This is a genomic window from Acidovorax facilis (genome assembly GCF_023913775.1).
Lineage (GTDB): Bacteria > Pseudomonadota > Gammaproteobacteria > Burkholderiales > Burkholderiaceae_C > Acidovorax > Acidovorax facilis.
Genome location: NZ_JAMXAX010000110.1, coordinates 1 through 20,830, shown reverse-complemented (window position 1 = coordinate 20,830; position 20,830 = coordinate 1). Strand labels below are relative to the sequence as shown.

18 protein-coding genes, 1 pseudogene and 1 riboswitch are annotated in these 20,830 nt (G+C 67.0%); of the genes and pseudogenes, 5 read left to right on the top strand and 14 right to left on the bottom strand.

Features of this window, described 5'->3' with window-relative positions:
- The coding region (locus tag NFX52_RS22940) for a methyl-accepting chemotaxis protein (protein ID WP_252635832.1) at window positions 1–1,587 on the bottom strand (1,587 nt) is incomplete at its 3' end.
- A 215-nt stretch (window positions 1,588–1,802) separates the two neighbouring features.
- Here NFX52_RS22940 and lpxC point away from each other — a divergent pair.
- The 4 genes from lpxC to NFX52_RS22920 all read left to right on the top strand — a co-directional run bounded on the left by lpxC (window position 1,803) and on the right by NFX52_RS22920 (window position 6,936).
- Window positions 1,803–2,726: a UDP-3-O-acyl-N-acetylglucosamine deacetylase gene (gene lpxC, locus NFX52_RS22935; protein ID WP_055398552.1), complete on the top strand. Its 924-nt coding sequence runs from the start codon at window positions 1,803–1,805 to the stop codon at window positions 2,724–2,726.
- A gap of 7 nt (window positions 2,727–2,733) precedes the next feature.
- A complete protein-coding gene (locus NFX52_RS22930) occupies window positions 2,734–2,910 on the top strand; it encodes a hypothetical protein (RefSeq protein ID WP_176888338.1) in 177 nt (58 codons plus the stop codon).
- A 42-nt stretch (window positions 2,911–2,952) separates the two neighbouring features.
- A riboswitch (TPP riboswitch) is annotated at window positions 2,953–3,076 on the top strand.
- 114 nt (window positions 3,077–3,190) lie between these two features.
- Complete coding sequence (gene thiC / locus NFX52_RS22925; protein WP_055398551.1) at window positions 3,191–5,083, top strand: phosphomethylpyrimidine synthase ThiC; 1,893 nt, start codon at window positions 3,191–3,193, stop codon at window positions 5,081–5,083.
- A 197-nt stretch (window positions 5,084–5,280) separates the two neighbouring features.
- On the top strand, window positions 5,281–6,936 hold the full coding sequence (locus tag NFX52_RS22920; protein WP_055398550.1) for a methyl-accepting chemotaxis protein: 1,656 nt from the start codon (window positions 5,281–5,283) through the stop codon (window positions 6,934–6,936).
- A 275-nt stretch (window positions 6,937–7,211) separates the two neighbouring features.
- On the opposite strand, the gene NFX52_RS22915 is transcribed toward NFX52_RS22920, so the two are convergent.
- The 10 genes from NFX52_RS22915 to gspG all read right to left on the bottom strand — a co-directional run bounded on the left by NFX52_RS22915 (window position 7,212) and on the right by gspG (window position 17,246).
- Entirely contained in the window at window positions 7,212–8,600 is a 1,389-nt protein-coding gene (locus NFX52_RS22915; protein ID WP_055398549.1) for a GspE/PulE family protein, read from the bottom strand.
- 13 nt (window positions 8,601–8,613) lie between these two features.
- Window positions 8,614–11,226, bottom strand: a complete 2,613-nt coding sequence (gspD, locus tag NFX52_RS22910) for a type II secretion system secretin GspD (protein WP_156358738.1) — start codon at window positions 11,224–11,226, stop codon at window positions 8,614–8,616.
- 4 nt (window positions 11,227–11,230) lie between these two features.
- The gene (gene gspN, locus NFX52_RS22905) at window positions 11,231–12,040 is read right to left on the bottom strand and encodes a type II secretion system protein N (RefSeq protein WP_252635831.1); all 810 of its coding nucleotides are present in this window, start codon (window positions 12,038–12,040) and stop codon (window positions 11,231–11,233) included.
- 28 nt (window positions 12,041–12,068) lie between these two features.
- On the bottom strand, window positions 12,069–12,626 hold the full coding sequence (locus tag NFX52_RS22900; RefSeq protein ID WP_055398546.1) for a type II secretion system protein M: 558 nt from the start codon (window positions 12,624–12,626) through the stop codon (window positions 12,069–12,071).
- Complete coding sequence (gene gspL / locus NFX52_RS22895; protein ID WP_055398545.1) at window positions 12,623–13,891, bottom strand: type II secretion system protein GspL; 1,269 nt, start codon at window positions 13,889–13,891, stop codon at window positions 12,623–12,625. The genes NFX52_RS22900 and gspL overlap by 4 nt, the downstream gene beginning before the upstream one ends.
- Window positions 13,892–13,973: 82 nt before the next feature.
- Window positions 13,974–14,960 carry a type II secretion system minor pseudopilin GspK gene (gene gspK / locus NFX52_RS22890; RefSeq protein ID WP_055398544.1) on the bottom strand — a complete coding sequence of 329 codons (987 nt, stop codon included), beginning with the start codon at window positions 14,958–14,960 and terminating at the stop codon, window positions 13,974–13,976.
- A gap of 134 nt (window positions 14,961–15,094) precedes the next feature.
- On the bottom strand, window positions 15,095–15,772 hold the full coding sequence (locus NFX52_RS22885; protein ID WP_228897326.1) for a PulJ/GspJ family protein: 678 nt from the start codon (window positions 15,770–15,772) through the stop codon (window positions 15,095–15,097).
- A gap of 82 nt (window positions 15,773–15,854) precedes the next feature.
- Complete coding sequence (gspI, locus tag NFX52_RS22880) at window positions 15,855–16,241, bottom strand: type II secretion system minor pseudopilin GspI (RefSeq protein ID WP_055398542.1); 387 nt, start codon at window positions 16,239–16,241, stop codon at window positions 15,855–15,857.
- On the bottom strand, window positions 16,238–16,753 hold the full coding sequence (locus NFX52_RS22875; protein ID WP_055398541.1) for a prepilin-type N-terminal cleavage/methylation domain-containing protein: 516 nt from the start codon (window positions 16,751–16,753) through the stop codon (window positions 16,238–16,240). Before NFX52_RS22875 ends, gspI begins: the two co-directional genes overlap by 4 nt.
- Window positions 16,754–16,781: 28 nt before the next feature.
- Entirely contained in the window at window positions 16,782–17,246 is a 465-nt protein-coding gene (gene gspG, locus NFX52_RS22870; protein ID WP_055398540.1) for a type II secretion system major pseudopilin GspG, read from the bottom strand.
- Window positions 17,247–17,294: 48 nt separating this feature from the next.
- Here gspG and NFX52_RS22865 point away from each other — a divergent pair, with 48 nt between their 5' ends.
- Window positions 17,295–17,750, top strand: a complete 456-nt coding sequence (locus tag NFX52_RS22865) for a type II secretion system protein N (RefSeq protein WP_055398539.1) — start codon at window positions 17,295–17,297, stop codon at window positions 17,748–17,750.
- A gap of 31 nt (window positions 17,751–17,781) precedes the next feature.
- Here NFX52_RS22865 and NFX52_RS22860 read toward each other — a convergent pair whose 3' ends face one another.
- The 3 genes and pseudogenes from NFX52_RS22860 to ilvA all read right to left on the bottom strand — a co-directional run bounded on the left by NFX52_RS22860 (window position 17,782) and on the right by ilvA (window position 20,807).
- Window positions 17,782–18,363: a histidine phosphatase family protein gene (locus NFX52_RS22860; protein ID WP_055398558.1), complete on the bottom strand. Its 582-nt coding sequence runs from the start codon at window positions 18,361–18,363 to the stop codon at window positions 17,782–17,784.
- Window positions 18,354–19,160 (bottom strand): adenosylcobinamide-GDP ribazoletransferase, encoded by an 807-nt coding sequence (gene cobS, locus NFX52_RS22855; RefSeq protein WP_055398538.1) that lies wholly within the window; start codon window positions 19,158–19,160, stop codon window positions 18,354–18,356. Before cobS ends, NFX52_RS22860 begins: the two co-directional genes overlap by 10 nt.
- An 83-nt stretch (window positions 19,161–19,243) precedes the next feature.
- Window positions 19,244–20,807 (bottom strand): annotated as a pseudogene (gene ilvA, locus NFX52_RS22850) (threonine ammonia-lyase, biosynthetic).
- Window positions 20,808–20,830: the final 23 nt, after the last annotated feature.

Genomic DNA, 20,830 nt, shown 5'->3' with positions numbered 1-20,830 from the left:
CGGGGACGGCGCTGGGGCATTGCTGCCATTGACCCGGAACAGCGCGACCACCTGGGTGAGCTTCATGGCCTGCTCGCGCAGACTGTCTGCGGCGGCAGTGGATTGCTCCACCAAGGCAGAGTTCTGCTGCGTCATCTGGTCGAGCTGGTTCATGGCCGTGTTGACCTGGGCAATGCCCTGGCTCTGCTCGGACGTGGCTGAGCGGATTTCGCCAATGATGTCGGTCACGCGCTGAACGCTTTCCACGATCTCGGTCATGGTGGCGCCCGCATTGCCCACCAGCTGCGTGCCCGATTCCACCTTTTCGACCGACGCGCCAATCAGGGCCTTGATCTCCTTGGCGGCTTCGGCACTGCGTCCGGCCAGGCTGCGCACCTCGCTGGCCACCACGGCAAAGCCCCGGCCTTGCTCGCCAGCGCGGGCCGCCTCGACGGCGGCATTCAGGGCCAGGATATTGGTCTGGAAGGCGATGCCATCGATCACGCCGATGATGTCGCTGATCTTGTTGCTGCTGGCGTTGATGTCCTGCATGGTGGCCACCACCCGGGACACCACTTCACCCCCACGTGCCGCGACCGCAGCGGCTGATGTGGCCATCTGGTTGGCCGTCTGCGCGGAGTCCGAGGTCTGCTTGACGGTGCTGGTCAGCTCCTCCATGCTGCTGGCCGTGCTTTGCAGGTTGCTGGCGGTGTCTTCGGTGCGGTGGGCCAGGTCGTTGTTGCCCTGCGCGATTTCGCTCGACGCGGTGGCGATGCTGTCGGTGGCGGCGCGCACGTCGGTGACCAGCTTGCGCAGCGAAGTGACCATGTGGGCGAGCCCGTCGAGCATCGAGCCTGGGTGGGCCGTGGGGATGTGTGTATCGAGATTGCCTTCGGCCACTTCCGACATGATCGCGATGGCGTCAGTAGGCTCTCCCCCGATCTGGCGCAGCACGGAGCGCGATACGAACAGGCCGATGGCCCCCACCACAAGAATCACCACCACCACCATGGCCAGGCTCGACAGCAGGGCCTTGCGCAGCAGCATGTCCACGTCATCGGTATACAGCCCCGAGCCCACCATCCAGTTCCAGCCGTCTACACGGACGATGTACTGCAGCTTGGGCACCGGGGTGGTCTGGTTGGGGCGGGCAAACATGGTGGGGACAAACGCTTTGCCATCCTTGCTGCTGCGCATGCCGTTCACCAGCAGGGCGATGATGTCCACCCCCGAGCCGTCCTTGACCTTGCCCAGCATGTTCTGCCCATCCCACTCGGGTTTAAAGGGGTGCATCACCCCCACGCCCTCGGTGGTCCAGATGTAGAAATACTCGGTCTTGCCCTCGGGGCCGCCATAGCGCGCAATGCGCAGGGCGTCCTTGGCGGCCTTTTGGGCCTCCTCCTGGGGCATGGCGCCGCTGGCGGCCTTGGCCTGGTAGGCGGCCACAATGCTGTGGGCGGACTGGACGGCGGTGGTCAGCAGCTCTTTTCGGGACTCGGTGATGAGTCGTCGCTCCTGCAGGAGGGAGGTGACGGCCATGATCAGCAGCGCGACAAGCGCAGTGCCGATCATGAGCATGATTTTCATTTTGAAGCTGAGCTTGCTCATGGGAGTCTCCTGGGGGGCATCTGTGGTGTGTTCATGTTGTATCTTTTCAAGGCCCTCTGGCCCCAAATTGTGCGGCGAACCCGGGGGCCTGCGCAGTAGGTGAAAACGCGGCGGTAGCTCTACGTACGGGCCCCAAGCGCTCCGGGCATGGCGTCTGCAAGGCAGGCAAGACCTCAGCCGGTGCGGGACAGGGCGCCAGAAACTAAAATGGCGGGATGCTCCAGCAACGCACCCTCAAGACACTGACCCGCGCCGTAGGCGTCGGGCTGCACAGCGGCCAGCGGGTCGAGTTGACCCTGCGGCCAGCACAGCCGGACACGGGGATTGTCTTTCGGCGGGTGGATCTGCCACAGCCCGTGGACATCCCGATCCGCGCCGAGGCCGTGACGGACACCCGGATGGCATCCACCATCGCGGTCGGCAATGCCAAGGTGCACACGGTGGAACACCTGATGTCGGCCTGTGCGGGGCTGGGGCTGGATAACCTTTATGTGGACATCACGGCCGAGGAGGTGCCTATCCTCGACGGATCTTCCGCATCTTTCGTTTTCCTGCTCCAGAGCGCAGGGGTCGAGCTGCAAAACGCGCCCAAGCGCTTCATCCGCGTCCTGCGGCCGGTGGAGGTCCGCGAGGGCGAGGGCGCCAATGCCAAATGGGCACGTTTGACGCCTTACCACGGCTACAAGCTCAGTTTCGAGATCGACTTTGACCACCCGGCCGTGGACTCCACCGGCCAGCGTGTGGAGTTTGACCTGGGGCAAGGCAACTACAGCCGCGACATTGCCCGCGCCCGCACCTTCGGCTTTACCCGCGATGTGGAGATGATGCGCTCCAACGGCCTGGCGCTGGGAGGCGGGCTGGACAACGCCATCGTGATGGACGATTACAAGGTGCTCAACAGCGACGGCCTGCGCTACGACGACGAGTTCGTGAAACACAAGATCCTGGATGCCATGGGCGACCTGTACCTCATTGGCAAGCCCCTGCTGGCTGCGTACAGCGCTTTCCGCTCGGGCCACGCCATGAACAACCTCTTGCTGCGCGAGCTGCTGGCCCAGCGTGATGCCTGGGAGGTGGTCACCTTCGAGGATGAGCGCCAGGCCCCCACCGGCTTCGCTCAGCCCGCGCGCGCCTGGTAGCACGCACATGTTGATCTTTCGCTGGCTGGCCATGCTGCTGCTTCTGGCGGCTGCCGTGTCGTTTGCGTTTTATGCCGGTACGGGGCAGGCGCGCTACAAGCGCCTGGGGCTCATCATCCTCAAGTGGACGGTGATTGCCGCCGTCTTTTTCTTTGCGGTGATCCTCATTGGCCGACTCGCGTGATGCGCGGGCTCTGCAACGCAGTTTTTTCTCTGGCCTATACTCGCGCCTGCTCCGGGGTGTGCTGATGCGCTGAGATGCAAGAGGCCTGAAGAAATTCAGACCAGCTTGCGAACCCGACGAACTTGATCCGGTTCATACCGGCGGAAGAAGAGCCGACCTCCTTGTCCCCGTGCCCGCAGTCCCTGTGGGCACGTCATGCCCCAGGCGCTGCCGCCCCTGGGGCGCGCACAGGTCCATTCCGGAGCAGACCCCACCGCCACCGGAACCAGGAGACCTGCCCATGAACGCCCCCGATCCCATCGCTCGCGAGAAATTTGCTGAATTGCTGGCGCTGACGCGCGAGCCCTTCCCCGCATCGCGCAAAGCCTATATTCCCGGCCAACTGCACACCGACCTGCGTGTGCCCGTGCGCGACATCGCGTTGACCAACGGCGAGCTGGTCAGCGTGTACGACACCTCCGGCCCTTACACCGACCCTGAAGCCGTGATCGACGTGCGCAAGGGCCTTGCCAGCGTGCGCGGGGGCTGGATCACCGGCCGTGGCGATGTGGAGCACTACGAAGGCCGCGCGCCCGTGGCGCTGGACGATGGGCAAAAGAGCGAAGACGCCACGCGCCTGGCCCAGCTGCGCGCTGAGGCCGCTGCCCTGCAGCGCAAGCCGCTGCGCGCCAAGGCCGGTGCCAACGTCACGCAGATGCACTACGCCAAGAAGGGCATCATCACGCCCGAGATGGAATACGTGGCGATTCGCGAAAACGGCAAGCGCGAATGGATGGAGCAGTACATGGCCGACGCAGGCCGTGAGAAGCGCCTGATGGGCAACCCCATGGGCGCGAGCATCCCGCGCATCATCACCCCTGAGTTTGTGCGCGACGAAGTGGCCCGGGGCCGCGCCATCATCCCCGCCAACATCAACCACCCAGAGGTGGAGCCGATGGCGATTGGCCGCAACTTCCTCGTCAAGATCAACGCCAACATCGGCAACTCGGCCGTCACCTCCAGCATTGAAGAAGAAGTGGAAAAGCTCGTGTGGGCGATCCGCTGGGGTGCCGACAACGTGATGGACCTGTCCACCGGCAAGAACATCCACACCACCCGCGACTGGATCGTGCGCAATAGCCCCGTGCCGATTGGCACCGTGCCGATCTACCAGGCGCTGGAAAAAGTGGGCGGCGTGGCCGAAGACCTGACCTGGGAGATCTTCCGCGACACGCTGATCGAGCAGGCCGAGCAGGGCGTGGACTACTTCACCATCCACGCCGGTGTGCGCCTGGCCTACATCCACCTCACGGCACAGCGCCGCACCGGCATCGTGTCGCGTGGCGGTTCCATCATGGCCAAGTGGTGCATGGCGCACCACCGCGAAAGCTTCCTGTACGAGCACTTTGAGGACATCTGCGACATCATGAAGGCGTATGACGTGTCGTTCAGCCTGGGCGATGGCCTGCGGCCCGGCTGCGCGTCCGACGCCAATGACGAAGCGCAATTCGCCGAGCTGCACACGCTGGGCGAACTCACGCAAGTGGCTTGGAAGCACGACGTGCAGACCATGATCGAAGGCCCCGGCCATGTGCCCATGCACATGATCCAGGCCAACATGACCGAGCAGCTCAAGACCTGCCACGAAGCGCCGTTCTACACCCTGGGCCCGTTGACCATCGACATCGCTCCGGGCTATGACCACATTGCCAGCGCGATTGGCGCGGCCATGATCGGCTGGATGGGCACGGCCATGCTGTGCTACGTGACGCCCAAGGAACACCTGGGGCTGCCCGACCGTGATGACGTGAAGCAGGGCATCATTGCCTACAAGATCGCCGCCCACGCGGCCGACGTGGCCAAGGGTCACCCGGGTGCCCGCTCGCGCGACGATGCGCTGAGCCAGGCGCGCTTCGACTTCCGCTGGCAGGACCAGTTCAACCTGGGCCTGGATCCGGAAACAGCGAAGGAGTACCACGACGAAACCCTGCCCAAGGACTCGGCCAAGGTGGCGCATTTCTGCTCGATGTGCGGCCCCAAGTTCTGCTCGATGAAGATCACGCAGGAAGTGCGTGACTTTGCAAAACAAAAGGGTGTGGCCGAGGCTGAAGCCCTGGCCCAGGGCATGCAGACCAAGGCTGCAGAGTTTCAGAAGAGCGGGGGCGAGTTGTACATCCCCCTGAAGCCCGTTTGAGAACAGTGCAATAAGCGCAGCTACTGGCCCCGAGGATTCCCTGAAACAGGGCCTCGGGGCCGTGCTTACCCTGTGCGGTGGATAGCCCCGCCCGGCATATAGTCCCGCCCACCCCCGGTTCAGAAGACCGGGAGGAAGGGCGTGTGGCACTAAATTTGCTATGCTGAGTTACCTGTTAAAAAATGTAAGGAAGGGCCATGAATGCTCTCGGCCGCTTCTCTATCCGCACACGTCTTTACTTCGGAACCGTTTTTTCGCTGATTCTTCTGATCGTCATTGGCGCCATGGGCTACGTGGCCCTGGACCGCACCCGGGGCACATTGCAAGAGCTGTTTTCGCAGCGGGTGCAAACCCTGACCGATATGTCCGACCTGCGCACGACCCTGGGTGACCTGCGCCGGACCGAAAAAGACATCATCATCAATTTCAACAACTCGGTCGAGGTCTCTGCCCTGCGCGAGTCCTGGGCCAAGACCCTGGCTGCCCTGCGCAAGAGCCTGGCCGAGGTGCGCCAGGTGCAGTCGGGCGATGCAGAGTTTGTGGCCTCCATCGACAAATCCCTGGACGAGATCAAGCAGTACGAAACCGGCATTGCCCCCATCTTCGAGAAGATCGAGGGCGCGCAGCTCGATGGTGCGGGGGGCGGTGCCTACGCCGACCGCCTGAAGGTCCACATGGAGGCCACCGACAAGCTGTTCTCCAGCCTGGCCAGCGCGGCCCGCTCGCAGATGGACGAGGCCCGTGCGGGGGTTGAATCGCGCACTTCCACCATGTCGGCGTTGATTGGCATCGGGCTGGTGCTGGGGTTGGCGGTGCTGATTCCGCTCACCTTCTTCAGCGTGCGCTCCATCACCAAGTCGCTGGGGCAGGCGCAGGAACTGGCCGACCGCATTGCCAGTGGTGACCTCTCTCGCGATGTGGCGGCCATGAACCAGGACGAGGTGGGCCAGCTGGTGTCAGCCATGGGCCGCATGCAGGACGCCTTGCGGGGCCTGGTGCGCCAGGTGCAGGACGCGGCAGGCAACATCACCACCGCCAGTTCCGAGATCGCCAGCGGCAACCATGACCTGAGCCACCGCACCGAGCAGACCGCGGCCAATCTGGAGGAAACCGCTTCGTCCATGGAGCTGCTGACCAGCACCGTGCAGCAAAGCGCCCAGTCCTCCCGCCAGGCCAGCGACTTCGCTTCGTCGGCCGCCGAAGTGGCCGCACGCGGTGGTGCCGTGGTGTCGCAGGTGGTGACCACCATGGACCAGATCACGACCAGCTCGCGCAAGATTGCCGACATCACCGGTGTCATCGACTCCATTGCCTTCCAGACCAACATCCTCGCGCTCAACGCGGCCGTGGAAGCCGCGCGTGCCGGTGAACAGGGCCGGGGCTTTGCCGTAGTGGCCAGCGAGGTGCGCAACCTCGCGCAGCGCAGCGCCGAGGCGGCCAAGGAGATCAAGGGTCTGATCGGTTCGTCGGTGGAACGCGTCGAAGATGGATCGCGCCTGGTCAGCCAGGCCGGGCAGACCATGACCGAGATTGTCAGCAGCGTGCGCCGGGTGTCTGACATCATTGCCGAGATCACAGCCTCGTCGGCCGAGCAAAGTGACAACATCGGCCAGATCAGTCAGTCCGTGAGCCAGCTCGACCAGATGACGCAGCAGAACGCCGCGCTGGTGGAAGAGTCCACCGCTGCCTCTGAATCGCTGCGCGAACAGGCGCTGCACCTGAGCAGTGCGGTCAGCCAGTTCAAGCTGCAAGACGGCGGGGCTCCTGCACCCTCAGTCTTCAGCGCGGCAGCGGCGCCCGCTGCGCCAGCCGTGGCCCAGGCGCAGCGCAGGCCTGCGCTGCGCATACGTTAATTTTGAGTATTTTTGACCGCTAGGGACCCTCTGCACGAATCACCGCGCCGTGTGCATCTGCGGTCTCGGGCGGTCTGCGGCGTTGCAAAACCTCGCAATAGCTACGGCTATTGCTGCGTTTTGCGCCTTGCAGCCCATCACGATCCGCAGCGCACACTTGCCGCTCGATTCGTGCAGAGGATCCCTAGCGCTTATCTATTAAGCGCTAGTTGCTATCAAAATGATATCAAAATGATATCAAACTGGCGTGATATCAAACTGGCCTCTGCGGCTGGCTAGTCCCGCGTCACCCGCAGCACTTCCTCGCGGCTGGTGATGCCTGCTGCAATCAGCCGTTCCCCATCCTCGCGCATCAGCGCCATGCCGTCGGCCAGCGCGGCGGTGCGGATGTCGGCTTCGGACGCCTGGTTGTGGATTTGCGCGCGGATCGCGTCGGTGGTCACCAGCAACTCGAACACACCGGTGCGGCCCGTGTAGCCCGTCTGGCCGCAGTGCTCGCACCCGCTGCCGTGGCAATGGCTGCAGTATTTGCGCACCAGCCGCTGGGCCAGCACGCCGAGCAGGGACGACGACAACAGGAACGGCTCCACCCCCATGTCGGTCAGCCGCGTGACGGCGCTGGCTGCGTCGTTGGTGTGCAGCGTGGCCAGCACCAGGTGGCCCGTGAGTGAGGCCTGGATGGCGATCTGTGCGGTTTCGAAGTCGCGGATTTCGCCGATCATGATGATGTCCGGGTCCTGGCGCAGGATGGCGCGCAGGGCCTTGGCAAAGGTCAGCTCGATCTTGCTGTTGACCTGCGTTTGCCCTACCCCGGGAAGCTCGTACTCGATGGGATCTTCCACCGTCATGATGTTGTTGCGCGTGGCATCGAGCCGACCCAGCGCCGCATACAGCGTGGTGGTTTTGCCCGAACCCGTGGGCCCCGTCACCAGAATGATCCCGTGCGGCTGGCTGATCAGGCCCTCGAAGCGGCGCAGCGTCTCACCCTGCATGCCCACGGCTTCCAGGCTCAGCTTGCTTTCGCTCTTGTCCAAGAGGCGCAGCACCGCGCGCTCGCCATGGGCGCTGGGCAGGGTGGAAACGCGTACGTCAATGGCGCGGGTGCCCAGGCGCAGGCTGATGCGGCCGTCCTGCGGCAGGCGCTTTTCGCTGATGTCCAGGTCGGCCATGATCTTCAGGCGCGAGATCAGCGCGGCGTGCAGCGCGCGGTTGGGTTGCACCACCTCGCGCAGGGTGCCGTCCACGCGAAAACGCACGCTGGAATGGCGCTCGTAGGGCTCGATGTGGATGTCGCTCGCGCCATCCCGCGCGGCCTGCGTGAGCAGGGCGTTGAGCATGCGGATGATGGGTGCGTCGCCCGCGGATTCGAGCAAGTCCTCGACGGCGGGAAGCTCCTGCATCATGCGCGAGAGGTCCGCGTCGCTTTCGACCTCGCTCACCACGGTGGCGGCGCTTGATTCGCTGTGCGAATACACGGCGCTGATGCGCTGGGCCAGGGCCGGGGCGTCCAGCGGCAGCAGCTGCTGCACCGGGTGTTTGCGCAGCACTTCGGACAGCGCGCCCGCGTCGGGGCTGGGGCCATGCCACAGCACCAGCTGGTGGCCGTCGTCCTCCAGCAGCAGCTGGGCGGTGCGGGCAAAGGCGTAGGGCAGGGGGTGGCGCATGGGCGTAGGTCCGTCAGAGCGCTTTGGGCGAGACCGTGGCGTTGAGTGCCAGACTGCGCACGGTGGCGGCAGCGGCATTGGCAGCGTCTTCGGTGTTGTAGGGGCCCACACGCACGCGGGTGAGCGTGCCCCGGTTGGTGTCTACCGCCTGGATGGACAGGGGCAGTGCCGTGCTACGCAGCTTGGTCATCGCGCTGCGCGATTCCGCGTCCTTGCCGAACACACCCACGTTCACGTAGTACAGCGGCGCGGGGACCTGCGCCTGGGCTGTGGGGCTGGACTGCTCCACAGGCGCGCTGCTTTGGGGAGCGGTACCCGGTGTGGGTAGAGGGGGTGCTACAGGGGTGAGCTGCTGCATGGGAACGGGCACCGGCGCGGCGGGCTGCACAGGCATGGGGCTGGCGACCGAAGGCGCCCGCTCGGGCAGCGCGGGAAGTATGGGTGCGCCAGAGACCGAATTCATGACAGTGCTGGGGGCCGGCTGCGTGGCCTGCTGCAGAGCGCGGATCGCTTCGTAGCGGTCCACGACCAGTGCGTCGCTGGTGGCGTTGTCGCGCACCACAATGGGGCGCAGGAAGATCATCAGGTTGGTCTTGCGGCGCGAGCGGTTCTCGCTTTTGAACAGGTTGCCCACCACGGGCAGGTCACCCATCAGGGGCACCTTGTCCTCGCCCTGCGAGTAGGTGTCCTCCAGCAGGCCGCCGATGACGATGATGCTGCCGTCGTCCACCACCACGTTGGATTCGACCGCACGTTTGCTGGTGGTGGGGCCGGTGGCATTGGACAGGGTGGAGCGGTCGATCTTGGAGATCTCCTGGTAGATCGCCATTTTCACCGTGCCGTTCTCGCTGATCTGCGGGCGCACCTTGAGCATCAGGCCCACGTCCTTGCGCTCGACGGTGTTGAACGGATTCACGGTGCCGCTGTTGCCGGTGTTCGCATACGAGCCCGTGACGAAGGGCACGTTGTCGCCGATGAGGATGCGTGCCTCTTCGTTGTCCAGCGTCATCAGGTTGGGGGTGGACAGCACGTTGGCATCGCCGCTGTTCTGCAGGAAGTTGGCAAGCGCGCCCAGGTAATACTGGCCGTTGATGCGTGGCGCCAGTGCCAGGTTCAGGCCCCCGCCCAGGCCGCTCGCGGCAGTGGCGATGCTGCTGGTGCTGCCCGAAGCCAGCGCTGCCGTGATCCCCAGGATGTTGGCACCTGCTGCACCGGAGTTGGTGCCGATCACGCCCACCGTGCCATCGCCTTGTTTGCCCAGGATGCCCTGCCACTGGATGCCGAACTGCGCCACCTTGTTGGCGGCAACTTCCACGATCAGGCTTTCCACCAGCACCTGTGCGCGGCGTCCGTCGAGCTTGTCGATCACTGCACGCAGCTGGCGGTACAGGGGCTCGGGCGCCGTGATGATGAGCGAGTTGGTGGTGGGGTCGGCCTGGATCTGGCCGCCCGTGGACGGCTGGTTGTTGTTGGTGCTGCTGGTGCCCATGCCGCTGCCTCCCGAGCCTAGCCCCCCGCTGCTGCCACCTGACAGACCACTGCCGGTGGACAGCATGTTGCCGCTGGTGCCGCCACCGCCCAGGCCTCCACTGGGCGCGGCCGGTGCGGCGCTTGCGCCCGCGCTGCCACCGCCCGTGTTGCCGGTGCCGCCCATGGCCGCCATGGCGGCACGCAGCGTGGTGGCCAGCTTGGTGGCGTCGGCGTTCTTCAGGTACACCACATGGATGTTGCCGGTGGACGCACTGCTGCCGGGCGCAGGCGCCTGGTCCAGCTGGGCCACCAGCGCGCGCACCTGGGCCACACGCGCCGGGTTGGCGGCGCGCAGGATCAGCGCGTTGCTGCGCGGCTCGGCAATCAGCGTGGTCTTGAACGAGGTGTCCGCCTGCCCCTGTGCGGCGACTGGTGCGGCACCGCTGCCCCCGTCGATCAGGCGCGCCACCAGCGGCGCGAGGTCAGTGGCGACGGCGTTGCGCAGCGGGATCACTTCCACATCGCTGGCGTTGGAGACATCCATGGCCGCCACGATGCGCGCCAGGCGCTGCAGGTTGTCCGCGTAATCGGTGATCACCAGCGAGTTGTTGCCGGGGTTCACGTTGATGGTGTTGTTGGGGCTGATCAGCGGGCGCAGCACGGGCACCAGATTGGCGGCGTTTTCAAAGTTGAGCTTGAAGATCTGGGTGACGATCTGACCGCCACCGGGCGCGCTGCCAGAGCTGCCCTGCACCACGCTCACGCTGCCGCCCTGCAGCTTGGCGTCGGCCTCGGGCACCACCTTGTACAAGCCTGCAGCCTCCACCACCGTGAAGCCCTGCAGCCGCAGCGCGGCCAGGAACTGCTGGAAGGCGGCGGCGGGGGGCACGGCGCGTTCGGTGACCAGGTTGAGCTGGCCTTTCACGCGCGGGTCCACCACCACGTTGCGGCCCGTGATGGTGGCCATGGTGCGGGCCACGGCTTCGATCTCGGCGTTGGCGAAGTTCAGGGTGACGGGCTCGCCGGCGCGCACGCTGCCGGTGCCGGTATCAATGGCGGTTTGGGCAATAATTTGGCCGCTGGCGCACGCCAGTAGTGCGCTAGCTGCTATTGCTTTAAGAGCAAAACCCAGACGTGGTGACAACAAGGAGTTCATAGGTTCAACCCACGGTGATGATGGAGCGCGCGCCGTTGCGCCGTCCAATGATGTTCAGAAGATTCGACAGGGCGGCTTCGCGCTCGGGGGTGGCGCTGGCCTCGCCCGCAAAGCGCAGTCGGTTGCCCACCCACTGGCCGGTGCCGTTGAGCTGCAGGTGCCCGTCCAGCGTGCTCAGCGTGAGCGTGGGCGCCTCGCCGCCCTGCACCGTGAGGCGGTAGCTGCCCATGGGGCGCAGGGTGGACAGGCGGGACGACATGGCCCGTGCATCCAGCTGCACCTGGCCTGCCAGGGACATGCGTCCGGCACTCCAGCGCATGGTGAAGCCACGGGTCTGCAGCGCCAGCTGGCCCTGGGGCTGCAGCGTGTTCCAGGGCGTGCCCAGCCCGGTCAGCACGGAGGCCGGCCACAGGCTCTCGCCGTCGATGATGGTCAGGCGCGTACCGGACCAGCCGGCACTCGCCTGCAGTCGCAGGGGTGTAGGGGTGCAGCAGCTGGCATTCAGTTGCGCGTGCAAGCCACCCCAGCCGGGGCGGATGCGCCAGTCCAGGCGGCTGGGCAGGGCGGCGCTGTCCTGGCTGGCCGAGCCCCCCGTCAGCACCAGTTGGGCCGAACCTGTCCAGACCGTACCGCGTGCCTGCAGCAACTGTACCTGTCCGCCCGTTGCGCTGGCGACGCTTTGTGCCAGCCGGTGCGCGGGTGCAAACGCCACCACGGCAGGCACTACGCCCGCCACAGCGCCGACCAGCGCCCAGCCCCATGCGCTGCGGGGAGTGCGGGGTACGGGTTTTCGGTGTCGTGAGGAGGTGGCCACGGGAGAGTGTGTCTGTGCGGGGGCTGATTCAGGGCTGGGCAGGCGGCAGGGCCAGCACCAGGGTGCCGTCCCAACGTGGCATCGCCGTGGCCGCGTTGCCCAGTTTGACCGGTGCAGGGGCGTTGGGCGCGGAGCCTGCAGGGGCAGCGCTGCGCGTCAGGCGCGCCTCCACCGGGGCGGCGCGGGCGTTGCTGCGTGCCTGGGCCAGCCATTGGGCCAGTGCATCGGCGGGAGCGCCTTTGAGCGTGACCGTGGCGCGGTCTCCCACCACATTGAGCTGGGCCGTATTGCCCAGGCGCTGTGTGAGCGCGGTACGCAGCGCACCGACGGAATCGCCGCGCGTGTTGCGCGGGGCCGACTGCAGCTGCTGCGCTTCGGCGCGCAGGCCTTGCATGCGCTGCAGCTGTGAGTCCAGCTCGGCATGGCGCGCGGGTGCGGCGCGCAACGTGGACAGGGCCGGAGCCACGGCCAGCCACCACAGCAGGGCAAACGCGACGAGGCCACCTGCGGCCAGGACCAGGGTCTGCTCACGGGGGGCCAGGGCCTGCCAGCGGGCGCGCAGGGCGGGAGAGGTGATGACAGTCATGGTGTGCCTTCAGCGCGCAGCAGCAGGCTGCCGTCGTCCAGCCGGGCCCGGTAGCCCGCAGCCTGCAGGCGGGCCGAGAGCACGGTTTCTTCGTCGGGGGCCAGCGTGACGCCGCGCAGGCGCAGCTCGCCGGGGGCGTATTCGATGCCCGTGGGCTGGCGGCCGCTGGGCAGGGAGGCTCCGGCGGCGGCAAGCAGGGGCTCCAGGTCGCGGGCCGAGACTGCGCCGGCCGCCTGCCGCAGCTGGGCCAGTTCGCGCTCCATCTGCACCGGGGCATCCACCACCACCTGCACCTTGGGGAAAGTCTGGGTCAGCGTGGACCGCACGGCCGCCTGTTTGGCGGCCAGCGCCTTGCGCTCCTGCCAGGCCCAGGCATTGAGCCCCACCAGATGCGCCACCACCAGCAGTGCGACGCCCCAGCGCGCTGCGCGCCACTGTGGGGCGTTCAGCAGTGCGCTGGCCAGGCTGCCCGCCTTGCGCAGCGCCCGGGTGCGGCCGGTGCTGGCCAGATCGAACTGGGCCAGATCCCAGTCGCCGCGCGCGGCGTCCAGCGCCCGTTGGCTGGCCGTGTGCAGAGCCACGCGCTGGCCCAGCGTGCGCTCTGCCAGGGCCGCGACCGCAGGCTCGGCGCGCACCACGGGCGCATCGTCTCCGTCCGTGGCCGCATCCTGGGGGAGCCCGGCACGGGCCAGCATCACGGAGGCAATGGACAGGGGCAACACGGCCACGCCGTGGTCGGCGCCCTGCCCAGTCAGCACCACGCAGGCGTCTTCGGGGGTGCCCAGGGCGCACAGCTCGGGGCGGCCACTTTGGGTGGGGCCGGGGGCGAATTCAGGCACGACACGCGACACGCGGCGACCAGCGGCTTCCAGGGCCTGCAGGTTGTCGCGCAGCCAGGTGCGGTCGCACACCGCCACCCACACGGGTTCTCCGGGATTGGCATCCGGCTGGATGGCAAAGTGCAGCTGTGATGCGTCGTCGAGCAGGCGGTCTTCAAGCAGACCCTCCAGCACCGATCGCAGGCGCGGTGTCTGCTGGCCCGCGCCCAGTGCCAGGCCGGGCGGCAGTTGCACCCGTTGCCAGGACAGCGCCCGGGCGGGTACCACGGCCACCACTTCGCCGCCGGGGCGCGTGGGTTCGGGCAGCAGCGCGGCCGGGGCAGTGGCGTGGCGAAGGGCAGTGTGGCCGTCCGCCGTCAGCGTGTAGCTGTACTCGGTGGCCGGCCCCGGACGGGCCGGCGGCAGGAAAAGGATGAGGGTGCTCATGGACAGGTTTTGCGGGCCATTTTAGGGGGCGGGCTTCACAGTGCGGGCCGAACCTGCGGATGTGTTGCAGATGTGTCAGATTTCAGCGCTGGGCCTCCCGAGCGCCCGGGGCGGTTTCGCGGTCAAAAGCACCCCGTTCGCGCCATAGCGTGGTGACCTCGATGCCCTGTTTGCGCACCAGTGATCGCTCGTCCACCATGGCATCGCCCAGGCGCAGGCGGCCGCGCACCTCAAAGTACGAAGAGGCCACGGCATGGGCGCCTTCATTGATGTCGATGCTGGCACCCAGAAGGTCGCGCACCTCGCTGAGCGTGCGGAAATGCCGAGCCTCGCGGGCCTGCAGCATCTTTTGGGCGCTGGCCATGTCCAGGCCGTCGATGGCGGCCAGCAGCACGTCGATGTCGGCGGTGTTGAGGTTGACCGGCGCGCGCACGGGCAGCAGCGTCACGTGGGGCGCCAGGCGGGCCACGGTGGTGGGCGCCAGGCCCAGCCAGCCCAGTTGCGACATGGTGGGGGGCAGCAGCGGGGCGTTCGTGCTGTCGGTGCCGGTGGTGGCCTGCGCGCGCCGCAGGGCGTCGGTGAGCAGGCTCAGCTCCTGCAGCGGCAGGCCCAGGCGCTCGAACAGCCGCGTGAACTGCCGCAGTGCCAAGGTCTGCACATTGCCGTTGTCGACCAGGTTGGTCAGATTCAGGCGGCCCTGCATGTCCGAGATCTGCCCCGACAAAAAGGCCTCGGTGGTGTCGGTGGTGGCGTCGTCCACCTGGCTGACGTTCTTGTCGGCCGCGAGAAAGGTGGACAGCCGTGCCTCCTGCAGGGGCACGGCCCAGGGCTCGGCCAGGTGGTCCGCACCACCCGAGCGCCCGTCTTCGCGCAGGATCAGGCGCGACCAGTCGAGCGCACCGACCAGAATCCAGGTGGACTGCACGCGGCCGCGCTCGGCCGTTTCAATCTCTACCGCGCGCCATTGCTGCCACATGGACGCCGCTGCAAAGGTCGCCACGAGGGTGACCGTGAGCATAGCCAGCAGCAGCGCCGCACCGCGTTCCCTGCGGACCGGGCGCGGCCCCATGTGGAATCCCCCTGGGTCGCTGTGAAACTGGCGCGGCCCAGACCAGTGCCATCGTCGAACAGGCTTTGCCAGGCCACGAGTGGCGTCCCCCTGGGGGGAAGCGGCGCGGCTGTTCAGGGGGGGGCTTGTCATTGTCATGTCCGACCCCCACCCAGCACGGGGTTCACCCAATCGCGTGTGAGCCGCCCCACCAGGGCCTGGCCGGGCGGCAGGGTGATCTGCAGGCGCACCCCGTCGGGGATGGCCGAGGTGCCCACCGGGGTGGTGCCACTGCTGGACAGCGGGTTGGACCACGCACCGCCCCGGTAGTAGAAGATCTGCCAGTCCTCCAGCGGCAGCAGCGTCATCTCATGGCGCCGCTCGGCGTCGCCCGGGCTGCGCGCCCACTGCGCGGCCAGCTGCCACGCCTCCTGCCACTCGGCGCGCGTGCGCACCGGGGGCGACTGCCAGCGCATCCACTGGCCCACACCCTGGCCGCCCCGGCGCGTCCAGGCAACCACCAGGGCGCCCTCGTCGGGCACTGCGCTGGTGCGCCGCGTCAAACGCAGCACCTGGCCGTCCCAGTCGAGCGGCGTGGTATTGGCAATGGGCAGCAGCGCATCCAGGTCCGTGCCCCACTGGCCCAGGGCAGACTGCAGTACCAGCATCTCGTCGGCCCGCTGGCGCGTGATCTCCTGCGCCCGCACCATCCCATCCAGCCCACGCCAGCTCAGGATGGCCAGCAGGCTCATCACCGCAATGGCCAGCAGCAGCTCTACCAGCGTGAAGCCGCGCGCGCCTTTCAAAACCGGCGCGGCGCGAGGCCAGTGCACCCGTGGAACTGGCTCTGCCAGGCCACCGGGTGCGTCCCCCCCAAGGGGGGAAGGCGCGAAGCGACTCAGGGGGGACATCTGGTCAATACCTTCCGATGATGGTCGAGATGCGCAGGATCGAGTTGTCGCCATCCAGCACCTGCGCGTCCATCCGGCGAAAGCTCGGGTTGGGCGTGGGCCGCACGATCAGGGCCACGGTGAGTTGGCGCCCGGCCTGTTCGCAGGTGACTTGGCTGTCGCCCACGCTGGGCATCTGGCGCGACAGGCGCGCATAGACCAGTTCGTTCTCGGCACACAACTGGGCCAGCACGATGTCTGACTGGCGCAGCGCGTTGCGTGTGAGCGCCGTGGTGGCCTGCAGCCCCGCCATCAGTGCAATAGCCACGATGCTGAGCGCCACCAGCACCTCCACCAGCGTGAAGCCGCGCTGCCGCCTGCAACGGCGTTGGGGGGGCAGGGTTGACTTCATTGGACGGTCTCGACGGTGAAGGGGCGCACCCCGTCGGTGGCAATGCGCAGCGTGCGCTCGGGATAGGCCTGGTGGGTGATCAGCACCTGCTGGGGGCCAATGAGGGGCTCTGGCCCCAGCACCAGCAGCGTGGGCGCGCGCACCGTGGTGCCCGCATCCAGCCACTGGCCGGGCATCGCCGCCAGTGCGCTGGGCGGCAGGCCCTCGAACCGGAACCCTCCGGCATCGGCACGCCAGCGCACGGGCATTCCCCCGGCGCGCGACTGCGCACGCGCAGATTCCAGTAACGCCGCCAGCCGGGCTGCCTCGCGCTCGACCAGCGTCTGCCCGCTGTCGCGCATGGCGATGCTCACACCGGCGGTGGCCAGGGCAATGATGCTGATGACCACCAGCAACTCAAGGAGGGTGAAGCCCCCCTGAGCCGCCGCGCGGCTTCCCTTCGGGGGGGAGATGCCGATGGCCTGGCGAAGCCAGTTCCACGACATCCCTGGCCGAGGGCGCGCCAGTTTCATGGGGCCGGGGCGCGTTCGCACGGAGCGGTCACTGCCAACTGCCGACGTCCGCGTCCTTGCCTTCACCGCCCGACTGCCCATCGGCGCCGAACGACATCACGTCGATCTCGCCCTTGATGCCAGGGTTCAGGTACTGGTACGGACGGCCCCAGGGGTCGTTGGGCAGTTTTTCGAGGTACAGCTTCCAGTTGTTGGGCACGGGGCCCGAGCTGGGCTTGACAATCAGCGATTGCAGGCCTTGCTCGGCCGTGGGGTAGCGCTGGTTGTCCAGACGGTACAGCTTGAGCGCCTGCATGATGTTGGTGATGTCGGTGCGGGCAGCGGTCACGCGGGCGTCGTCGGCGCGTTCCAGCACATTGGGCACGATGAGGGCGGCCAGCACGCCGATGATGACGAGCACCACCATCAGCTCGATGAGGGTGAAGCCACGGGCCACATTCGTGGCCAGGCGGTGGCGGGCGGAGCGCAAGAGGAGGGGGAAAGAAGTGTTCACTGCTGGCGGTCTCTGGGATGGTCGAATCGCGTGAATCATAATCCCCGCATGGTGACCAATACGTACAGCAAATGGGGCGTCCGCTTGGGGACTCTGGCGCTATGGGCCGCCGCAGGCGCCAGCGTGGTTTTTTGGGGGCTGCGCCTGTCGGCCCCTGCGGCTGGAGCCGCTGCGCCCGTGGTGCTACCACCCCCCGTGGCGCCCGATGCGCAGGCTCTGGCCCGGCTGCTGGGGGCTGCGCCCGCCGCCCCGGGGGTGGTCGCAGCCGCCCCGGTGGCAACACTGGCCAGCCGCTTCGCACTGATCGGGGTGCTCTCGGGCCGCAACAGCGGGGGCGGCGCCGCCCTGATCGCGGTGGATGGCAAACCCGCTAAGCCGTTCCGCGTGGGCGCCGCGGTGGATGAAGGCCTGGTGCTGCAGGCGCTGGGCCCGCGCCAGGCGCAGCTGGGGCGCGATGCTGATGGCCCCGCCACGCTGACGCTGGACATGCCGCTCAAACGTTGATGCTTGATGCCGGGGCAGGGGGCTCCGGCTCCTATCTCAGTTCGATCCTCTCCCACTGGCCCCAGCCCGGCGCGGCAACGGGCCATTCTTCCGAGCGCGGCAGCACGCCGTTGCCGTGCGCCTTCAGCCAAGCCACGCTGCGGATGACCCCGGCGTGGGTGATCCACACCACATCCTGTGTGGCCCCGGGGCCGTGGTCCTGCAGCGCAGCCGCCACGCGGGCCAGCACCGCCGCCAGGTTTTCCCCCAGGCCAGGGCGGTAGCTCGCGAAGGCGGCCGTCCAGGCGTCGATGTCGCTGCGGGCAATGGACTCCCAGGCCTGCCCCTCCCAGCTGCCAAAGTCCATTTCGCGCAGGCGGGCGTCGGGTTTTGATGCCAAATCGGGCCGCAGCGCTTGAAGCTCTAGCGCAAGCTGCTCGCATCTTTGTAGCGTGGAGTGAATCACCCGCGCCTGGGGTGGCACCGCGGCGGCCAGGTGTTCTGCGGCAGCGCGCGTGGCGGCGGGGTCGGCGGGGATGTCCAGCGCCCCGTAGCAGGTGCCGGGGGCCACCAGCGGCTGGGCGTGGCGCACCAGCCAAAGGCGAGTTTTGGGGGGGGCGCCGGTCACATCCAGCGCAAGGCCAGCGCCGCGCCCAGGTAAAAGCCAATTTCGCTGACCTGCTGCGTGGCACCCAGGCAGTCGCCGGTAAAACCCTGCAGCCTGCGCGCGAACCAGCGGGCCATCCAGGCGGCGGCAAGGGCGCTGCAGAGTACAGATGCTATAAAATAGATAGCTGATTGCGCTTGATAGACAAGCGCTAGCGGCATAAAACACCACAAAAATGCCGCCAGCAGCGCGCCGCCCGAAATCTGGTCGGCCAGCGGTTTGCTTTTGGACCGGGCGGTGTCGCCCACATGCGGCAGGCTGCGCACGATGAGCAGCGGCCAGAAACGCGACAGCACATGCGCCCCCACCAGCGCGGCCACAGCAGCCAGCAGGCTGTGGGCCCCCAGCAGCGCCAGCAGGCTGAGCTTGGCCAGCAGCGCCAGCACCAGCGCCATGGCCCCGAAGGCGCCAATGCGTGAGTCCTTCATGATGTCGAGTGCCCGCTCGCGATCGGCACTGCCGCCCAGGCCATCGGCCACATCGGCAAGCCCATCCTCGTGAAAGCCGCCGGTCATCAGCACCGTGGCGATGGTGCAGAACACGGCAGCCACGGCCGGGGCCAGCGGGTTGGGCGCCAGGGCCCAGTGCAATGCGGCATAGACGCCCGTGGACAGCAGCGCGGCCAGCCAGCCAATGCCCGGAAAGTGCGCCGCGCTGGCCCGCAGCATGGCGGGGCTGTAGCCGACCCAGTCTGCCAGCCGACCGGTGACCGGGATGCGGGTGAAAAACTGCACGGCCAGCAGATAGTGGCGCAGGGCTTGCATGGGTTGGCTGGGGCTATGTCAGATTTGATAGCTGTCAGCGCTTGATAGATAAGCGCTGGAGGCCAATTGGGCCCATATTTTGGTTACTTGGATCGCAGGAACAGCCGGTAGGCCGGATTCAGCGTCTCTTCCACATACGGATAGCCCAGCGTGGCCAGGAAGGCGTCGAACGTGGCGGCGTCTTCGGGCGGCACCTGCATGCCCACGAGGATGCGGCCATAGTCCGCGCCCTGGTTGCGGTAGTGGAACAGGCTGATGTTCCAGGTCGGCTGCATCAGGCTCAAAAACTTGAGCAGCGCGCCGGGCCGCTCGGGGAAGGTGAAGCGCATCAGCCGCTCGTCCTGCGCGAGCGCCGAATGCCCGCCCACCAGGTGGCGCAGATGCTCCTTGGCCAGTTCGTCGTGGGTCAGGTCCAGTGCCTCGAAGCCGTGGCGGCCGAAGTTCTTGGCGATTTTCTCCGACTCGCCCTTGCCATTGGTGGTGATGCCCACGAACACATGGGCCTGGGTGGCATCGCTGATGCGGTAGTTGAACTCGGTCACGTTGCGCGGGCCACCCGGCAGGCCGCCCACCACCTCGCAAAAGCGGCGGAAGCTGCCGCGTTCTTCAGGGATGGTGACGGCCAGCAGCGCCTCGCGCTCCTCGCCCACCTCGGCGCGCTCGGCCACAAAACGCAGGCGGTCAAAGTTCATGTTGGCGCCGCACAGGATGGCGGCGTAGGTTTCGCCCTTGGTTTTCTTTTCAGCGACGTACTGCTTGATGGCCGCCACGGCCAAGGCCCCGGCAGGCTCGACGATGCTGCGCGTATCCACAAAGATGTCCTTGATGGCGGCGCAGACGGCGTCGGTGTCCACCGTGATGAATTCGTCCACCAGACCGCTGGTGGGCGATGCGGAAGGTCTCCTCGCCCACCAGCTTGACGGCGGTGCCGTCCGAGAACAAACCCACGTCGGCCAGCGTCACGCGCTCGTGCGCCTTGACGGACTGGATCATGGCGTCCGAGTCGTTCATCTGCACGCCGATCACCTTGATCTCGGGCCGCACGGCCTTGATGTAGTTGGCCACGCCCGAGATGAGCCCGCCGCCGCCAATGGCCACGAACACGGCATCGAGCTGGTTGCTGCCCAGGCTTTGCAGCTGGCGCAGGACCTCCATGGCGATGGTGCCCTGGCCGGCAATGACGTCCGGATCGTCGAACGGGTGCACGAAGGTCAGGCCCTGTTCCTTCTCCAGCTTCACCGAATGGCCGTAGGCATCGGAATAGCTCTCGCCAAACAGCACGACCTCGCCGCCCAGCGTCTTCACGGCGTCGATCTTGAGCTGCGGCGTGGTGGTGGGCATCACGATGACGGCGCGCGTGCCCAGCTTGTGGGCGCTCATGGCCACCCCTTGCGCGTGGTTGCCGGCCGAGGCGCAGATCACCCCGCGTGCCAACTGCTCGGGCGTGAGGTGCGCCATCTTGTTGTAGGCACCCCGCAGCTTGAAGCTGAACACGGGCTGCTGGTCTTCGCGCTTGAGCAGCACTTTGTTGTGCAGGCGGCGGCTGAGGTTCTTGGCGGGCTCCAGCGCCGACTCCACCGCTACGTCGTACACGCGGGCGGTCAGGATTTTTTTCAGGTAGTCGGCGGGGGTGAGGTGCTGGGTCATGGCAGGGCAGGTGGGCCGCCACG